Genomic DNA, 16,392 nt, shown 5'->3' with positions numbered 1-16,392 from the left:
TTTATTTCTGCCAACAATGACAAGAGTTTACGGATGTTTAAACTATGTCGTTGTGTGTCAATAGTCTGAACGCATGCAGTCTATGTTAGTGCGTTGTTTTGGTCTTGAAATCCCGGATTTGCCTGCTGTATCGCCCCAGCTCTGAATGGCATGCAGCGCTATCTGAACCTGTGTGTCAGTTTGTGCAATGCACCACTTGCATACGCAGTGTCTAACTTGTTAGTTTCGAAGCCATGTTTCCTCGATTCCTGCCATTGCTTCTGGCTTGCTTGCTCGCGCTTATCGCGTGGTCGGCAGCCAGCGCACACGCGCGCATCCATGATGCGTTTGTGAGTGATAGCGCGGCGGCGATCGTGGAAGCTGGCGAAGAACGCGATGCAGCAGAAGATGCGCAGGACGACGGCGAGACACAAAGCCAAGTCGATACACAGTCTGCAGACGATATCCCCTTGCTCTCCCAAGCATGGCCGATGCTGGCGCGGTATTCCCCTTCTTGGCATGCGCATCACGCGCCGGCAAATCAAAAACGCGACCTGATCCCACAGCTGCGCCCTCCAAACGCACTGCTTGGCTGATCCACGCTGTCGCTGCACCTGGTGCGTTCCGCACCGGATTCCCAATTGATTTGTTTGTCTTTGCAATTCGCGGTTTGCGCCGCGGACGGCTATTCGTTGCCTAGAGGAATATCCCATGGAAAGTTTGCTAGCAGGTTTTCGTCATTTCCGTAAGGAAGTCTATCCACGTCAGAGTGCGCGCTTTCAGGAACTGGCAGGCGGCCAAAGCCCGCATACGCTGTTCATTACCTGCGCCGATTCGCGCGTCATGCCGGAGCTCATCTTCTCCGCGCAGCCAGGCGAACTGTTCGTCTACCGCAATATCGGCAACGTGGTGCCGCCTTACTCGCAACATGTCAGTGGCGTGGTGGCAGCGATCGAATACGCCATCGCAGTACTGGGCGTGCGTCATATCGTGATCTGCGGCCATAGCGATTGCGGCGCAATGAAGGCCGTGCTCAAGCCGGAGTCGCTGGAAGACGTGCCTTCCGTGGCAGCGTGGCTCAAGCACACCGACGCGGCGCGTCATGTCACCGCGCATCACGGGCACGATCCGCAGAGCCAGGACGCGTTGAGCTGCATGACCGAAGAAAACGTGGTCTCGCAGTTGGACCATCTGCGCACGCAGCCGGTGGTGGCCGCGCGACTGGCCGCAGGCACGTTGCGTATCCATGGCTGGATCTACGATATCGCGCACGGGGAGATCCGCGCCTTCGATGCCGAAAAGGGTGGCTTCCGGCCGCTCCTGGCTGAAAGCACTCCCGAAGCCACTCCGCGTCCGCGACTGCAGCAAGTCGTGCGCGCTGAACTCGCTTGACGGAGCGCACCATGAACACATCAGGCATCGGCGGATATTTCCGTCAGGGACTGTTTGGGCGTGATTTATTGGCGTCTGTCGTGGTCTTCCTTGTCGCGCTCCCGTTGTGTATGGGTATCGCGATCGCATCCGGCATGCCGCCGGCCGCAGGCCTGATCACCGGCATCATCGGTGGTCTGGTTGTTGGCTTTCTGGCGGGCTCTCCATTGCAGGTGAGCGGGCCGGCCGCCGGCCTGGCTGTGTTGGTGTTCGAACTGGTCCGTGAGCACGGTCCTGCCGCGCTTGGGCCGGTGATTCTGGTGGCCGGCGCAATCCAGCTCATTGCCGGTCTGTGCCGCGCAGGTGTGTGGTTCCGGATGACATCGCCGGCCGTGGTGGCCGGCATGTTGTCGGGTATCGGGATCCTGATCGTGGCCTCGCAGGCACATGTGTTGATGGATGCCGCGCCCAAGGCGCGTGGTCTGGAAAACTTCGCCGCCTTGCCTGCCGTGTTGTGGCAGGCGATCAGCGAAGGCACCGGCCGCGATGCGTTGTTGGTGGGTCTGGCGACGATCGGCATCATCCTGGCGTGGGACAAGTTGCGCCCGCAGCGTCTGCGATTCTTGCCGGGTGCGTTGATTGCGGTGGTGGTGGTGACAGCGGCCGTGCAGCTGCAGGGCTTGAACGTCAACAAGGTCGATGTTCCGACCAATTTGTTGTCTGCAATCAGCATCCCCAGCATTTCCGACATCTTTGGCGTGTTCAACCACACGTTGCTGGTATCGGCAGTGACCTTTGCCTTCATCGCCAGCGCGGAAACCTTGCTGTCGGCGGCGGCGGTGGATCGGATGCATCAGGGCGCGCGCACGCAGTACGACCGTGAGCTGGCGGCGCAGGGCGTTGGCAATATGCTATGCGGCTTCCTTGGCGCGTTGCCGATGACCGGCGTGATCGTGCGCAGTGCGGCCAATGTGCAGGCCGGTGCGGCAACGCGTGCATCGACCATCCTGCACGGCAGCTGGTTGCTGGTGTTCGCCATGCTGTTGCCGTGGCTGTTGCGGATGACGCCGGTGGCGTGTCTGGCTGGCATCCTGGTCTACACGGGCGTGAAGATGATCAAGATCGGGCAGGTCAAGGAACTGGCGACCTATGGCCGTGGAACGGCTGCGATCTATCTGGCGACCACGTTCGCAATTGTGGCAACCGACCTGCTGACCGGTGTGCTGATCGGATTTGGTCTGTCGTTGTTCCGTCTGGCACTGCATTCCTCGCGTCTGAAGGTCGAGGTGCGCGAGCACGCCGACAAGAAGGACGAGATGCATCTGACCCTGCAGGGCTCGGCCACCTTCCTGAAGGTGCCGGCCATGGCACGCACGCTGGAAAGCGTGCCGCCGAATACTGCGCTGCATCTGGATGTGGCCAAGCTGCACCACGTCGACCATGCCTGCATTGAATTGTTGCGCGATTGGAGCCGGAATGCGGCCTCGCGCGGCTGTGAGCTGGTGGTGGATTGGAAGGAACTGGAGCGACGTGTTGAAGGGCGGCCGACAGTGGAGCGTACGTCGGCGGAGCCGCGCATCGAGCAAGCGAAAGCTGCCTAAGTTGTTGTAAACGCCCGGCGTTCGCGCGGGGTGACCCCCATCGTGACCGCATGATGCATGGCGCCGAAAGAGGCATCATCCGGTCGCGATTTTTTTGGCCCGGGAATCGGGAATCGGGAATCGGGAATCGGGAATCGGGAATCGGGAATCGGGAATCGGGAATCGAAAAAGCTTGCGGCTGTGCTTCTGCTGGTGTGTATAAGGCTCTGCCGCGCCGTTATTTTGCCCCGGCCTTGCACTGATGCCGTGGCTGCCTCAGCCTTTGGTCTTTGTTGTGCGCTCCGGGTCCGGCTGGGTCTTGTCGCGATAGCGGCATAGATCGTGGATGACGCAGCTAGGGCAATCCGGTTTGCGTGCCTTGCAGACATAGCGGCCGTGCAGGATCAGCCAGTGATGTGCGTCGTGCAGAAACTCGGCCGGAATCACCTTGACCAGCTTGTCTTCGACAGCGCGTACGTCTTTGCCTGGCGCAAGGCCGGTGCGGTTAGAGACGCGAAAGATATGTGTGTCCACGGCCATGGCAGGCTCGCCGAATGCGGTGTTGAGTACCACGTTCGCAGTCTTGCGGCCGACCCCAGGCAGCGCCTCAAGCGCAGCGCGGTCGTGCGGTACTTCACCGCCGTAACGCTCCAGCAGGATGCGGCAGGTGGCAATGACGTTCTTGGCCTTGGCATTGAACAAGCCGATGGTGGAGATGTAACGCTTCAGGCCTTCTTCACCCAGATCGAGAATGTCGCGTGGTGTATTAGCCACCGGATACAGCTTGCGCGTGGCCTTGTTGACGCCGACATCGGTGGCCTGCGCCGAGAGCAGCACGGCGATCAATAACTCGAACGGGGTGGTGTATTCCAGCTCGGTGGTCGGATACGGATTGAGTTCGCGCAGGCGCTCGAACATCTCCTGTATCTCGGGCTTGCGCATGTTGCTGCCGCGACGCGCCGGTGGCGTTGCTTGCGGTGTGTTCATGGCTGCGCTCCGCCCGCTGCTTTGGCTTTGGCACGCGCCAGGATGGCAGCGGCCAGCGGCGGCAATGCCGGCGTTGCCGGTTGGCTGGGTGCCGGGGCAGGTGTCCTGCGCGCGTCGCGCTCGGCAGCACGGCGTTGCAGGCGTGCTGCGCGTGCGCGATAGCGTTCGCGCGCGGCCCATGCATTGCGCAAACGCTGCTGTGCATCGAGCAACGTAGCGCAGACCTGCGGGCAGTGGGCGTCCAGCGCGTCGTGTTGCGGGTCGGGCAGATACGCCATCAAGCCGAGTGCCAAAGCGCGATCCAGATCGTCCGCCTGCACGCAGTCGAACAACTGCAGTGGCAACGGACGCGGTGCCGGTATGGGGTCGAGCGTCATGGCGATGATCAGCGGTTCTTGAATTGAGCAGGGCGCTTGTCGAGAAACGCACGGGTGCCTTCACGCATGTCGTCAGTGGCGAATAACAGCGCAAATTGCGCGGTTTCCAGCTGCAGACCTTCTTCGATGGCGCATTCGCCGCCGAACACCACCGCATCCAGAATGCCGCGCAGTGCCAGCGGCGCGGCAGCTGCCAGGCGTTGTGCCAGTGCGAGAGTTTCTTCGTGCAAGGCATCCGCTTCAACCACACGGTTGACCAAACCCAGTTGCAGTGCGCGCGCGGCGTCGATCGGCAGTCCGAGCAGGCACAGTTCCAGCGCTGCGGCGCGGCCGGTGAGGCGCAGCAGGCGCTGCGTGCCACCGAAGCCGGGTATCAGACCGAGGTTGATTTCCGGTTGCCCCAGGCGCGCGCTGGCCGCGGCAATGCGCAGATGGCAGGCCATTGCCAGCTCCAGGCCGCCGCCAAGTGCGAAACCATTGATCATCGCGATCACCGGCTTGGGCATGCGCTCGATCCGGCGCATCAGCTGCTGGCCCAGCAGCGAGAATTCGCGGCCCTGTATCGCCGACAGATCGCTCATTTCGGCGATATCTGCGCCTGCCACGAACGCCTTGGGGCCGGCGCCGGTGAGAATCACCGCACGTACGTCGTCTGCGGCGGCTGCGTCCTGAAATGCCTGATCCAGGGCCTGCATGGTCTGCTGGTTCAAGGCGTTCAGTTTGTCCGGCCGGTTGACCGTAATCGTCCGGATGCTGGCGTGATCGGCGATCAGAATGACGTGATTGGACATGTGAACCCTTGCGAACGTAAAAAATTAGTAAATACGGAACTTCCGAAAGCCTTGCTGGTCTTAGCTTTCGTGATAAGTAGCGGTTCGGTATCGCGGCCGCTATCCTAGCGCGTCATCTCAGGCGGCAGACCCGTCCTGTGCCACCACCCTGGAGAATTGTTTGATGAAGTTGCGTTCTATCGCGGTCGCTGTGGCGGCCCTGGCCCTGACGGGCAATGCACTGGCCCAGGACACGACGTCCGAGAAGGGCAAGTTGAGCTACTACTTTGGCTATGACTACGGCAACAACCTTGCCGAGCTCACCGGTCGCGGCGAGCAGCTCGACATCAACTCGGTGGTAAAGGGTCTGCAAGACGCCTATGCCAAGAAGCAGCCGGCGATCACCGCCGACCAGCTGAAGCCGGCAGTTGAAGCGTTCCAGAAGCGCGAGCAGGGCCGTGCCCAGCAGGCCAAGGCCGAGTACGAAAAGGCCGCTGCCGCCAACAAGACCAAGAGCGATGCGTTCCTGGCCAAGAACAAGAGCACCGCTGGCGTGCAGACGCTGCCGAGCGGCGTGCAGTACCGCGTGATCGAAGCCGGTAAGGGCGCCAAGCCGACCCTGGCCAGCACCGTGCAGCTGGAAGTGGCCGGTCCGTTCCCGTTCGGCGACCGCGAGAAGGCACGTCCGGCGCAGCAGATCCCGGCCATCAAGGTCAGCGAAGTCGAAATGCAGGCCATGCGCGACACGCTGCTGCAGATGCCGGCCGGCTCCAAATGGGAAGTGACCCTGGCGCCGGACAAGGCCTATGGTGCCGACCCGCGTACGCCGTTCCCGCCGAACGTAGCTGTGCAGTTCGAGATCAAGCTGGTCAGCGTCAAGTAATTTGATTCGATGTTGTAACGACAACGCCGGCCACCAGGCCGGCGTTGTCGTTTTGGTCGACCGATTGCCTGAAGATGACGATGAAACGATGCAGCGGCCGTAGGACTCAGCAATGAGCGGCAGCGATGTCCAAACGGATGTCGATGCAGATCCCGATCCCGATTTCGCAGCCGGCCGGCTGCCAAGTCCGTGTATCGGTGTATGTTCGCTGGACGCGCAGTCGCGCTGTGTCGGCTGCTTGCGCAGCCTGGATGAAATTGCACGCTGGATGAGCATGAGCGACGCCGAACGCCAGGACTATCTGCATATGGTGCTGCCCGCACGCGCGCTGACGGCGCAGCTGCCTGAGTACGCGCAGCTGAAGCGAGCGTTGTATCCGCTGGACACCGCGCCCGCCGGGCCGGGCTGGAATCACGCCGAACTGATCGATCTGACCGACGCCGATGCGTCTGCCGAGGCGGCGGTGCTATGCGGGCTGGTGCCGCGCGAACAGGGCACCATGGTGCTGCTGACGCGACGCACCGACAGCCTGCGCCATCACGCCGGGCAGGTCAGCTTCCCGGGCGGACGCATGGAACCGTCCGATGCCGATGCCGCCGCCGCGGCTCTGCGTGAGAGCTGCGAAGAAATCGCGCTGGGTGCACAGCAGGTGCATGCCTTGGGGTATCTGGATCCGTTTCTGACCGTCAGCGGATTCCGGGTGACGCCGGTGGTGGCGGTGATCGACCCGGCGTTCGTGGCGGTACCGCAGCCGGATGAAGTGGCGGACGTTTTCGAAGTGTCGCTGGCTTACCTGATGGACCCGGACAATTTGCGCAGTGTGGAACTGGAATTTCGCGGGCGGCCGCGGCGCGTGCTGGAATACGACTGGCCTGGCCACCGCATCTGGGGCGCCACGGCGGCCATTCTTCTCAATCTTCGTCGTCGCCTGGAGCAGGTTGCATGAGTGTCGATCCGAACTGGAGCACGCTGGTCGATGCCGCCACCCTGGCGGCGATGTTGCAGCATCCGCAGCTGCGTCTGCTGGATGCGCGCGCTGCGCCACCAACCGCGCCAGACCCGGACGCCGCGCGCAGGGCTTACGCGCAGGGACATCTGCCGGGCGCGTATTACGCCGATCTCGACCACGATCTGGCAGACCTGTCGCGGCCGGCGCAGGGGCGGCATCCGTTGCCGCAGAGCGCCGCATTTGCGAAACGTCTGGGCGAATGGGGCATCGATCCGCATAGCCAGGTGGTGGTGTACGACGCGGGCGATGGCAGCATGGCGGCCGCGCGCGCGTGGTGGATGCTGCGATTGATGGGGCATCGCCGGGTGGCAGTACTTGATGGTGGCTTGGCTGCATGGCGTGCTGCCGGTTTTGTGGAAAGCACCGAGCCACCTGCAGTGCATGATGGCGCTGCGTATCCCGGCAGTTTCGATACCGCCGCGATCGTGGATGCCGCGCAGATCGTGGAGCGATTGCAACAGGCGCCGGGCTGGCTGCTGGACGCGCGCGCAGGCGAGCGTTTTCGTGGCGAAGTCGAGCCGATCGACCCGGTGGCCGGGCATGTACCGGGTGCGGTGAGTCGCCCGTTGGGGCTGAGCCTGCACGATGGCCGCTTCAAGCCAGCTGCGGAACTGCGCGCCGAGTTATCCGTGTTGCTAGGTGCGCACCGGCCCGAGCAGGCGGTGGTGATGTGCGGGTCCGGCGTGACGGCATGCCATCTGTTGTTGGCGTTGGAAGTGGCGGGGCTATCCGGCGCGCGCGTCTACGCCGGTTCCTGGAGCGGTTGGCTGCACGACGCGTCGCGTCCGGTCGCGACCGGCGCCTGATTGCAGGCACAATAGCGGCAGGAACGGTGGCCTGTGGGGACGCAGGTTCGCTGCGCGGAGCGCAGTTTCTTGCAGTGGGTGAACCATGCGGTTGCAGTTACGGGTTGGCGCGCTGTGCGTCGCGGTGTGGACGCTGGCTGCCTGTTCGGCGGAATCGACCGCCGATGTCAGCGATGCGCCTGCTGCCGGTCATCGAAATGTGGCGCAGCACGGTGTGTATCAGGTCGCGTTGGCGCGCGCGCGCGCGGAGCGATTGACGCAGTTGCGTGCACCCGACGGGTGGCTGAGCTATACCGGTTCGGGGCGCGTGCGCGCCGGTCAGTACCGTGTGGGCAGCGACCCGCACAGCGATATCGTCTTGCCTGCCGGGCCTGCGCAGTTGGGGCAACTGACATTGGATGCTGCGGGGCAGGTCCACTTTTGCGCAGACGCCGCCGCGCCGGTGACGCTCAATGGGCAGCGTATCGATGAGGTCCGTCTGGAACCGGAGCAGGCAGGGCAGCGCGGCGATCGGTTGGACGTGGATGGCCGGCAGTTCTATCTTGTGCAGACCGGCGCCTTGTACGGATGGCGCTTCCGCGACCCGGCAGCGCCGGCGCTGACGCAGTTCGAAGGGCTGGAATATTTCCCGACCGATCCGCAGTGGCGCATCCAGGCGCAGTGGCAACCCTATCCGACACCGCGCACGACCACCTTGCTGACGTCGATCGGCACGCCACTTACCGTGGAGGTACCGGGAGAAGCAGTGTTCTCGCGGAACGGCCGCGAATACCGCTTGCAGCCGCTGCTACAGGAAGATGGACAAGGCCTGTTCTTCCTGTTTGCCGACCGCACCAGTGGCAAGGAAAGTTATGGCGGCGCGCGCTATCTCTATGCCGCGTTGCCCCGCGATGGCCGCGTCGTGCTGGATTTCAATCTGGCCGAAAATCCGCCGTGCGCACTGACGCCGCATGTGGTCTGCCCGATCGCGCCGCCCGAAAATCGACTGGACGTGGCGGTGAATGCAGGCGAGAAGACCTACCGTGCGACGGAGCGTTGAGCGTGCTGCAGTGGTGGGCCGTGCGCGGCGGAGATCCAACGCGACTAACACGTGATGTACGCAGGCATTGGGTCGTTTCTCAATGCTTTCTAACGCGGCGTATGCAACCAGCTTACCGCCGCCTCGATGCGCGGCCACGGAAACAACGGGCCGGGGTCGAGTTTGCGCTGAATCTTGCGCGCCGGGTCGTCGCTGGCCGCTTCCTGGGTAGTGTCCAGCGCTTGATGGCCGGCGATGCGGCGTACCGCCGGCAGCTGTTGTTGTAGCCATTGCAGCAAGGTGATCAGCGTTGCGATCTGCGCTTCGGGATACGGTTCGGTCATCTCTTGATGGCGCGAATCCAACCAGTGCGGATACCGGCCGCGGTTGACCAGTTCGATCCCCAGCGTATGCGGGTTATGCCCGCGCACATGATGCGCAACGCGCTCCAGCGCGACGTATTGCTGGATGCTGCCGTTGCGATCGATGTAGTAATGCCCGCTGTTGCCGGTGCAGCTGTCGTAGAGCACGCGCTCGCCGTATTCGCGCGCCATCGCCATGTCCGGCAACTCGGTGCAATGGATGACCACCATGTCGATCTGGGTGAGCGCGCGTTTGGCCAAGCGCGATTCGTAGGACAACGGCGCGTAGGTGATCGGCGGCGACGGCAGGAGGGCATCGGACATGGAGCGGATGCTAGCATTCGGCGATGGCTTTGAATCCCGACAGCCCTCTGGGCAAATTGATGGCGACGCTGCCGCAGACCGGTCAGGTGACCTGGATCGGCGTGCGTCCGGCGCGCGACGTGGCGATGCTGGAGGTGGACGCGGTGCAAGTCACCACCGGTATTGGCCTGGTGGGAGACCGCTACAAGGGCGGCAGCGGCAAGCGCGGCGTGACCCTGATCCAGGCCGAGCATCTGCCGGTGATTGCGGCACTGGCAGGGCACGCGACCATCGCCCCGGCCACGCTGCGGCGCAACCTGGTGGTGTCCGGCATTCCGTTGATCGCGCTGAAAGGGCGGCGGTTTCGGATTGGCGAGGTGGAGCTGGAAGGCACCGACCCGTGCGACCCATGTTCGCGCATGGAAGATGCCCTGGGCGCGGGCGGCTACAACGCCATGCGTGGGCATGGCGGGCTGTGCGCACGCATCCTGCGCGGCGGTGTGCTGCGCATCGGCGATACGGTGCAGGCGCTATGAGTCGTGGACATTGCATTCTTTCGCACGGCTTCGAAAGCGGCCCGGACGCCTTGAAGGTGACCGCGCTGGCCAGCGTGGCCGAGCAGTTGGGCTGGACCCACGAACGCCCGGATTACACCGACCTGGATGCACGCCGCGAGGTAAGCACGCTGGGCGATGTGCAAGGCCGGCTGCAACGCCTGCTGGAGATCGCACGCGCGGTTGCGGACAAGGGCCCGCTGGTGCTGGTCGGCTCCAGCCTGGGTTCGTATATCGCCGGGCGGGTGTCGTTGCAGGTGCCCACACGCGGCCTGTTTCTGATGGTGCCGCCGACCAAAATGGGCCCGATGCCGGCGCTGGACGCCGCACCGGTGCCGATCTCGATCGTGCATGCCTGGCGCGACGAGTTGATTCCGGCCGCCGACGTGATTGCCTGGGCGCAGGCACGGCATGCGCGCTTGCTGCTGGTCGACGACGACCATCGCCTGGCCTCGCACGTCGACGCATCGGCACGCGCGTTCGCAGAACTGTTGCAGAGCCTGTGATGCCGACCCTTTCGAGCCAGGGCTGCGTGCGGTGCCAGTCATGAATGTGTTGATTCGCGAAGCGAGCGAAGGCGATGCCGCCGCTATCGAATTGCTGACAATGGTGGCCTTCATGCGCGCCGAACACAGCCGGCATGACGAGCACCAGGTGATTGCCGGCTTGCGCCAGGACGGCGCGCTGGCGTTGTCGCTGGTGGCCGATCACGATGGTTATGTGGTGGGCCACCTGGCTGTGTCGCCGGTGACGCTGTCGGACGATTCGCCCGGCTGGTTCGCGCTCGGCCCGCTGGCCGTGGGGCCAGGGCATCAGCGGCAGGGTCTGGGCACGCGGCTGGTGCAGGCGGCGCTTGCTACTTTGCGCGAGCGCGGCGCTGCAGGTTGCCTGGCGCTGGGCGAGCCAGCGTTTTTCCGGCGTTTGGGCTTTGCGGTCGAACCCGGCCTGGTATTTCCCGACGTGCCTGCATCGGAACTGCAGGCGCTGGCCTTCGGCGACCGGTTGCTGCCGCTGGCCGATGTGGCGTATCACCCTGCGTTCGGGCTGGGCTGAGCGCTCACTGCATGCGCCTAGTGGACCGCGCGAATGTCGTCGTTGGAGCTGCAGGTTAGACTGGCCGCACGTGAATTTTTGAGGAGTGGTCCAATGCGCCATTGATGCCGCCGTCGTGATGACGGCCTAACCCGCTGCTGGTCCGCTTGGATCGGCGCGTGTGCTGGCATGCAATGGAGACCCGTATGACCCGTCCGTCGCTGACCCTGGAAAGCGTTGCGTATGTGCTGCCCGATGGCAGCCCGCTATTTTCCGATCTGAATCTCTACATCGACCAGCGCGCCACCGGCCTGGTGGGGCGCAATGGCGTGGGCAAGAGCGTGCTCGCGCGCCTGCTGGCCGGTGAGTTGTTGCCCAGTGCCGGGCGCTGCGTTCGCAGCGGCAGCGTGCACTACTTGCCGCAGCGGGTGAGCGTTGCGCCGGAGCAAAGCATTGCCGGGTTGGCCGGTGTCGCGCCGCTGCTGGATGCGTTGGACCGTATCGCCTCTGGCAGCGTTGCGCCTGCCGATTTTGAACGCGTCGGCGAGCGCTGGAGCGCCCATGCGGAATTTGCCGCCGAACTCGAACGCCAAGGCCTGGGCGGGCGCGATCCGCGTGCACCGGCCGCGCAATTGAGCGGCGGTGAAGCGATGCGCGTGGCACTTGCTGGCGCATTTCTGACCCGGCCGGACGTTCTGATCCTGGACGAGCCCAGCAATCATTTGGATGGTCCGCAACGCCAGCGGCTGATGGATCAGTTGCTGGCGTGGAGCGGCGGCTTGCTGGTGATCAGCCACGATCGCAGCGTGCTCGACGCGATGCAGCGCATTCTGGAGCTGTCCGCGCAGGGGCTGCGCAGCTACGGCGGCAACTACGCCTTGTATGCGCAGCAGCGCGCCATCGAGCAGCAAGCGGCCAGCGATCTGCTGGCCCAGCGCAAGCATGCACGCGCACGCGGCGAGCAGGCTTTGCGCGAGCAGCTTCAACGTCAACAGCAGCGCCAGGCGCGCGGCGCGCGTGCTGCGGGGCTGGCCAATCAGGCTGCGATCCTGCTGGGCGGGCAGAAGCAACGCAGCGAAGTCAACGCAGGCCGGCTGCAACAGCAGCGTCAGGCCGAACAGGCGCGGCTGCGTGAAGCGACGGTGCAGGCTGCAGCGCAGGTGGAGGCCGACCAGGCGATCATTGTGCTGGCGCCGACCGCATCAACCAGCGCATCGCGGCGTCTGGCCACGCTGAAACAAGTGGAACTGGATGGGCGGCTTGGCGGGCGGCGGCTGGAGTTGCTGCTGCAGGGGCAGCCGCGGATTGGTCTGGTTGGTCCCAATGGCAGCGGCAAGTCTGGGTTGCTGCAGTTGCTGGCAGGGTGCTTGCAGCCAACTGCGGGCCAGTGCGAGGTGCACGTGCCAGTGGCGTATCTGGATCAGGACCTGGGGCTGCTGGACCCGATGCGTTCGGCCGCTGCGCAGCTGCAGGATGCAGACCCAAGTGTGCCGGCGCATGTACAGCGGCTGCGCCTGGCGCTGCTGGGGCTGGACCCGGCGCGTGTCGACCTGCCATGCGGCCAGCTCAGCGGCGGCCAGCGGCTCAAGGCGGCGCTGGCCTATGCGCTGTACCGGGCTCAGCCGGCGCAACTGCTGTTGCTGGACGAGCCGACCAACCACCTGGATCTGGCCTCGGTGGAAGCGATCGAAGCGCTGCTGCGCAGCTACCAGGGCGCGCTGATCGTCGCCTCGCACGACGCAGACTTTCTGCAACGGCTAGGCCTGCAGCAGCGCCTGGACACCGCGCAAGCCAAATGGCGGCTTGCACCCTGGTGAACCGTGCGGCGGGCGATCCGGCGGCCGGGCTGGTAATGCCGGTCGCGATGGCCGACCATTTGCGGCCGTCCACGGCGGCCGCGGCATTGCCCACCAGGGAGCCGGCCCGCCGTCCTGCTTTCACGCTCGCCGCCGCGGCCAGCGTCTTTATCGATACCTGCCTACGTGAAATTCTTCGCATCCTGTGCCAAGGGCCTGGAATACCTGCTTGCCGACGAGCTGCTTGCGCTCGGTGCCAGCAAGGCCACCGCCACCATCTCCGGCGTCAACGTCGAAGGCGAACTGCGCGATGCACAGCGCGCCGTGCTGTGGTCGCGCTTGGCCAGCCGCGTGCTGTGGCCGCTGACCGAGTTCGATTGCCCGGACGAAGACGCGTTGTACGCCGGCGTGGCCGAACTGCCATGGGACGCGCATCTGTCGGTGGGGCACACGCTGTCAGTGGATGCGCATGTGTCCGGCACCGCGATCACGCACGCCCGCTACGCGGCGCAGCGCATCAAGGACGCCGTGGTCGACACCATGCGCCGGCAGGGCCTGGAGCGCCCATCGGTGGACGTGGAAAGCCCGGACTTGCGCTTGAACCTGTCGCTGCGCAAGGGCCGCGCCACCATCTCGGTGGACCTGGGTGGCGGCCCGTTGCATCGGCGTGGTTGGCGCATGGCGCAGAACGAGGCGCCGTTGAAGGAAAACCTGGCCGCCGCGGTGCTGATGCGCGGTGGCTGGCCGCGTGCCTATGCCGATGGCGGCGCTTTGCTGGACCCGATGTGCGGCAGCGGCACGTTGCTGATCGAAGGTGCGTTGATGGCCGCGGACGTTGCGCCCGGCCTGCAGCGCTACGGCAGCGACGTGCCCAGCCGCTGGCGCGGTTTCGACCGCGATGGCTGGCAGCAGCTGGTCAGTGAAGCGCGCGAACGCGACAGCGTTGGCCGCGCTGCGCTCAAGCAGGTGATCCACGGCAGCGACATGGACCCGCACGCAATTCGTGCTGCGAAAGAGAATGCGCAAGTGGCCGGTGTGGCCGAGGCAATCTGGTTCGGCGTGCGCGAAGTCGGCGAGTTGCAGACGCCGCCGCAGGCCACCGGCGTGGTGGTGTGTAATCCGCCCTACGACGAGCGCCTGGCCGCCGATGCGGCGCTGTATCGCCGCCTGGGCGATACCCTGCAGCGTGCGGTGCCGCAGTGGCGGGCCAGCCTGCTGTGCGGCAATGCCGAGCTGGCCTATGCCACCGGCCTGCGCGCGGGCAAGAAATACCAGGTGTTCAACGGCGCGATCGAATGCGCGTTGATCGTCTGCGACCCGATCGCAGTGCCGCGGCGCACCCCGCTGGCGGCACCTACAACGCTCAGCGAAGGCGCGCAGATGGTGGCAAATCGCCTGCGCAAGAATCTGCAGAAATTCAAGAAATGGCGCGCGCGCGAAGGCATCGAATGTTTCCGCGCCTACGACGCCGATTTGCCGGAATATTCCGCCGCCATCGACGTGTATCAGCAAGCCGATGGCGACCGGCGCATCTTCCTGCACGTGCAGGAATACGCAGCGCCGGCGACGATTCCGGAAGCCGATGTGCGCCGTCGTCTCAACGAATTGCTGGCGGCCGCACGCGAGGTCTTCGAGGTGCCGGCCGAGCGCATCGCGCTGAAGTCGCGCGAACGCGGCAAGGGCGGTAGCAAGTACGGCCGTTTCGAGCAGCGCAACGAATTCGTCCACGTGCGCGAACACGGCGCGTTGCTGCGCGTGAATTTGTTTGATTACCTGGATACCGGGCTGTTTCTGGATCACCGCCCGCTGCGCGGCACCATGGCGCAGCAGTCCAAGGGACGCCGCTTCCTCAACCTGTTCTGCTACACCGGTGTGGCCAGCGTGGAAGCGGCCGTGGCCGGTGCGGCGTCCACCACCAGCGTGGATCTGTCGGCAACGTACCTGCAGTGGTGCGCCGATAATCTTGCGCTGAACGGGCTGGCCGGCAGCAAGCACAAGTTGGTGCAGGCCGATGCACTGGCTTGGCTGGAAGCCGAGCGCGCGCATTTCGACGTAATTTTCTGCGACCCGCCGACCTTCTCCAACTCTGCACGTGCGGAAGATTTCGATATCCAGCGCGAGCACGTGCGCCTGTTGCGCGCGGCGGTGGCACGGTTGGCGCCCGGTGGTGCGTTGTATTTCTCCAACAACTTCCGTCGTTTCAAGCTGGACGAGGAGCTGGTGGCAGAGTTCGCGCAGTGCGAAGAGATCAGCCCGCGCACCATCGATCCGGATTTCGAGCGGCATGCGCGTATCCATCGCGCCTGGCGGTTGACGGCCTGAGTTCAGGCCGGTCGCGTGCGATGGCGTGCTTCACGGCTTCGCGATGGAGCCAGCAAGCGTGTTTGCCGCGTTGGCATGCCGCTGACGCCTAAAGCGGCTACCCAAACGTAGCAAGCAGTCGTCAGGTGGCCTTAGGTGGTCTTGTAGGGCGCACCCAGAGCCACAGGGTGCGACTGGCAAAGTGGCAAATGTTGCACTGAGCACCGGCCGCGTTTGCCGGGCGGCTGCGCATTGGTCGTGCCTAGCCGCGCTTGAACGCGTAGCCCCAATCGCTGCTGCCTATGCGAGGGCAGAGCATGACCACAACAAGCCCAGCACAGGGCTGCGGTATGCTGATTCGCATGCTTTGGAGTCAAAGATGACCGCACCACCTCGCATCGCCTTTCTTGCCAGCCCCGCCGAGCCGGCGGTGGCCGCGCGCACACGCCTTGTGCAGCGCTATGGTGACCATGCGCTGGATAGCGCCGACATCGTCTGTGCATTGGGCGGCGACGGATTCATGCTGCAGACGCTGCATCGGCATGGCGCCTCCGACAAACCGGTGTTCGGCATGAAGCTGGGCTCCGTCGGCTTCCTGATGAATCAGTACCGCGACGACGAGGACGACCTGCTGGAGCGCCTGCAACGCGCCGAGCCTGCGTATCTGCGGCCGCTGGAAATGCAGGTGCAGACCGAATCTGGCGCCAGTGCCGGCTCATTGGCCTACAACGAGGTGTCGCTGCTGCGGCAGACCCGGCAGGCGGCGCATCTCAGCATCGATCTCAACGGCCAGACCCGCATTGCCGAGCTGATCGGCGATGGCGTGATGGTGGCCACCCCGGCTGGCAGTACGGCGTACAACTATTCGGCGCATGGGCCGATCCTGCCGCTGGGCTCGCACACGCTGGCGCTGACGCCGATCGCACCGTATCGCCCGCGACGCTGGCGCGGCGCCATCCTCAAGGCCGATACCGAAGTGCGCTTCCGCGTGCTGGACCCGTACAAGCGCCCGGTTAGCGTCACCGCCGATTCGCATGAAATTCGCGATGTGGTCGAAGTGACCATCCGCGAATCCACGCAGCGCCAGGTCACGTTGTTGTTCGACCCCGAACACAACCTGGAAGAACGCATCTTCAGCGAGCAGTTCGCGGTATGAGGGCGGGGATTGGGCAGTCGGGATTTGGGATTGGCAACCGCGGGAGCACGCTATGCCGTCCGCCTGTGATTGCGCCGGCACGTTACGATGCGGCGCACGTGACTGCAC

The 16,392-nt window shown here is 64.5% G+C and carries 17 protein-coding genes and 1 pseudogene; 14 read left to right on the top strand and 4 right to left on the bottom strand.

The genetic code is table 11. The annotated features are described in order from the left end of the window. Positions 1 to 254: 254 nt before the first annotated feature. The 3 genes from KWO_RS13900 to KWO_RS13890 all read left to right on the top strand — a co-directional run bounded on the left by KWO_RS13900 (position 255) and on the right by KWO_RS13890 (position 2,951). The gene (locus KWO_RS13900; RefSeq protein WP_010366495.1) at positions 255 to 575 is read left to right on the top strand and encodes a hypothetical protein; all 321 of its coding nucleotides are present in this window, start codon (positions 255 to 257) and stop codon (positions 573 to 575) included. 115 nt (positions 576 to 690) lie between these two features. Next, positions 691 to 1,371: a carbonic anhydrase gene (locus KWO_RS13895; protein ID WP_010366497.1), complete on the top strand. Its 681-nt coding sequence runs from the start codon at positions 691 to 693 to the stop codon at positions 1,369 to 1,371. A gap of 11 nt (positions 1,372 to 1,382) precedes the next feature. Continuing rightward, entirely contained in the window at positions 1,383 to 2,951 is a 1,569-nt protein-coding gene (locus tag KWO_RS13890) for a SulP family inorganic anion transporter (protein ID WP_017115050.1), read from the top strand. A gap of 255 nt (positions 2,952 to 3,206) precedes the next feature. On the opposite strand, the gene nth is transcribed toward KWO_RS13890, so the two are convergent. Genes nth through KWO_RS13870 form a run of 3 tightly spaced genes read right to left on the bottom strand, consistent with a single transcriptional unit; the run spans position 3,207 to position 5,085 of the window. Then, positions 3,207 to 3,917 (bottom strand): endonuclease III, encoded by a 711-nt coding sequence (gene nth / locus KWO_RS13880; protein WP_010380136.1) that lies wholly within the window; start codon positions 3,915 to 3,917, stop codon positions 3,207 to 3,209. Beyond that, on the bottom strand, positions 3,914 to 4,294 hold the full coding sequence (locus KWO_RS13875; RefSeq protein ID WP_010380133.1) for a hypothetical protein: 381 nt from the start codon (positions 4,292 to 4,294) through the stop codon (positions 3,914 to 3,916). The genes nth and KWO_RS13875 overlap by 4 nt, the downstream gene beginning before the upstream one ends. Before the next feature lie 8 nt (positions 4,295 to 4,302). Beyond that, on the bottom strand, positions 4,303 to 5,085 hold the full coding sequence (locus KWO_RS13870) for an enoyl-CoA hydratase-related protein (RefSeq protein ID WP_010366504.1): 783 nt from the start codon (positions 5,083 to 5,085) through the stop codon (positions 4,303 to 4,305). Positions 5,086 to 5,248: 163 nt separating this feature from the next. Here KWO_RS13870 and KWO_RS13865 point away from each other — a divergent pair, with 163 nt between their 5' ends. From KWO_RS13865 to KWO_RS13850, 4 genes are all read left to right on the top strand, one after another. Continuing rightward, positions 5,249 to 5,947, top strand: a complete 699-nt coding sequence (locus KWO_RS13865) for an FKBP-type peptidyl-prolyl cis-trans isomerase N-terminal domain-containing protein (RefSeq protein WP_010366505.1) — start codon at positions 5,249 to 5,251, stop codon at positions 5,945 to 5,947. Positions 5,948 to 6,059: 112 nt separating this feature from the next. Continuing rightward, entirely contained in the window at positions 6,060 to 6,893 is an 834-nt protein-coding gene (locus KWO_RS13860; protein WP_017112814.1) for a CoA pyrophosphatase, read from the top strand. After that, a complete protein-coding gene (locus KWO_RS13855; RefSeq protein WP_017112815.1) occupies positions 6,890 to 7,762 on the top strand; it encodes a sulfurtransferase in 873 nt (290 codons plus the stop codon). The genes KWO_RS13860 and KWO_RS13855 overlap by 4 nt, the downstream gene beginning before the upstream one ends. 85 nt (positions 7,763 to 7,847) lie before the next feature. After that, positions 7,848 to 8,801, top strand: coding sequence for a DUF1684 domain-containing protein (locus KWO_RS13850; RefSeq protein ID WP_010366512.1), 954 nt, complete (start codon positions 7,848 to 7,850; stop codon positions 8,799 to 8,801). A gap of 89 nt (positions 8,802 to 8,890) precedes the next feature. On the opposite strand, the gene KWO_RS13845 is transcribed toward KWO_RS13850, so the two are convergent. Further along, positions 8,891 to 9,466, bottom strand: a complete 576-nt coding sequence (locus KWO_RS13845; protein WP_010380121.1) for an N-acetylmuramoyl-L-alanine amidase — start codon at positions 9,464 to 9,466, stop codon at positions 8,891 to 8,893. A gap of 23 nt (positions 9,467 to 9,489) precedes the next feature. Between KWO_RS13845 and KWO_RS13840 the strand changes: the two genes are divergently transcribed. From KWO_RS13840 to KWO_RS13810, 7 genes and pseudogenes are all read left to right on the top strand, one after another. Continuing rightward, positions 9,490 to 9,981 (top strand): MOSC domain-containing protein, encoded by a 492-nt coding sequence (locus KWO_RS13840; RefSeq protein ID WP_010366517.1) that lies wholly within the window; start codon positions 9,490 to 9,492, stop codon positions 9,979 to 9,981. Next, positions 9,978 to 10,505, top strand: coding sequence for an alpha/beta hydrolase (locus KWO_RS13835; protein ID WP_010380119.1), 528 nt, complete (start codon positions 9,978 to 9,980; stop codon positions 10,503 to 10,505). The genes KWO_RS13840 and KWO_RS13835 overlap by 4 nt, the downstream gene beginning before the upstream one ends. 40 nt (positions 10,506 to 10,545) lie before the next feature. Next, entirely contained in the window at positions 10,546 to 11,052 is a 507-nt protein-coding gene (locus tag KWO_RS13830) for a GNAT family N-acetyltransferase (RefSeq protein WP_010366521.1), read from the top strand. Positions 11,053 to 11,237: 185 nt separating this feature from the next. Beyond that, positions 11,238 to 12,848, top strand: coding sequence for an ATP-binding cassette domain-containing protein (locus KWO_RS13825; RefSeq protein WP_010366523.1), 1,611 nt, complete (start codon positions 11,238 to 11,240; stop codon positions 12,846 to 12,848). Continuing rightward, a pseudogene (locus tag KWO_RS13820) lies at positions 12,827 to 13,017 on the top strand (hypothetical protein). Before KWO_RS13825 ends, KWO_RS13820 begins: the two are co-directional and overlap by 22 nt. Further along, positions 13,014 to 15,149, top strand: coding sequence for a bifunctional 23S rRNA (guanine(2069)-N(7))-methyltransferase RlmK/23S rRNA (guanine(2445)-N(2))-methyltransferase RlmL (gene rlmKL, locus KWO_RS13815; RefSeq protein WP_017114769.1), 2,136 nt, complete (start codon positions 13,014 to 13,016; stop codon positions 15,147 to 15,149). Before KWO_RS13820 ends, rlmKL begins: the two are co-directional and overlap by 4 nt. Before the next feature lie 358 nt (positions 15,150 to 15,507). Beyond that, entirely contained in the window at positions 15,508 to 16,284 is a 777-nt protein-coding gene (locus KWO_RS13810) for an NAD kinase (protein ID WP_010380112.1), read from the top strand. The last annotated feature ends 108 nt before the right edge of the window (positions 16,285 to 16,392 follow it).

This window comes from Xanthomonas vasicola pv. musacearum NCPPB 4379 (assembly GCF_000277895.2).
Taxonomy (GTDB): domain Bacteria; phylum Pseudomonadota; class Gammaproteobacteria; order Xanthomonadales; family Xanthomonadaceae; genus Xanthomonas; species Xanthomonas vasicola.
Note: the sequence above shows the minus strand (reverse complement) of the source record. Positions and strands in the feature narration are given on the sequence as shown.

Bases quoted from the DNA above. Each gene is read 5' to 3' on its own strand.
- KWO_RS13895 (WP_010366497.1), top strand. From the start codon at position 691: ATGGAAAGTTTGCTAGCAGGTTTTCGTCATTTCCGTAAGGAAGTCTAT.
- KWO_RS13890 (WP_017115050.1), top strand. From the start codon at position 1,383: ATGAACACATCAGGCATCGGCGGATATTTCCGTCAGGGACTGTTTGGG.
- nth (WP_010380136.1), bottom strand. From the start codon at position 3,917: ATGAACACACCGCAAGCAACGCCACCGGCGCGTCGCGGCAGCAACATG.
- KWO_RS13875 (WP_010380133.1), bottom strand. From the start codon at position 4,294: ATGACGCTCGACCCCATACCGGCACCGCGTCCGTTGCCACTGCAGTTG.
- KWO_RS13870 (WP_010366504.1), bottom strand. From the start codon at position 5,085: ATGTCCAATCACGTCATTCTGATCGCCGATCACGCCAGCATCCGGACG.
- KWO_RS13865 (WP_010366505.1), top strand. From the start codon at position 5,249: ATGAAGTTGCGTTCTATCGCGGTCGCTGTGGCGGCCCTGGCCCTGACG.
- KWO_RS13860 (WP_017112814.1), top strand. From the start codon at position 6,060: ATGAGCGGCAGCGATGTCCAAACGGATGTCGATGCAGATCCCGATCCC.
- KWO_RS13855 (WP_017112815.1), top strand. From the start codon at position 6,890: ATGAGTGTCGATCCGAACTGGAGCACGCTGGTCGATGCCGCCACCCTG.
- KWO_RS13850 (WP_010366512.1), top strand. From the start codon at position 7,848: ATGCGGTTGCAGTTACGGGTTGGCGCGCTGTGCGTCGCGGTGTGGACG.
- KWO_RS13845 (WP_010380121.1), bottom strand. From the start codon at position 9,466: ATGTCCGATGCCCTCCTGCCGTCGCCGCCGATCACCTACGCGCCGTTG.
- KWO_RS13840 (WP_010366517.1), top strand. From the start codon at position 9,490: ATGGCTTTGAATCCCGACAGCCCTCTGGGCAAATTGATGGCGACGCTG.
- KWO_RS13835 (WP_010380119.1), top strand. From the start codon at position 9,978: ATGAGTCGTGGACATTGCATTCTTTCGCACGGCTTCGAAAGCGGCCCG.
- KWO_RS13830 (WP_010366521.1), top strand. From the start codon at position 10,546: ATGAATGTGTTGATTCGCGAAGCGAGCGAAGGCGATGCCGCCGCTATC.
- KWO_RS13825 (WP_010366523.1), top strand. From the start codon at position 11,238: ATGACCCGTCCGTCGCTGACCCTGGAAAGCGTTGCGTATGTGCTGCCC.
- KWO_RS13810 (WP_010380112.1), top strand. From the start codon at position 15,508: ATGACCGCACCACCTCGCATCGCCTTTCTTGCCAGCCCCGCCGAGCCG.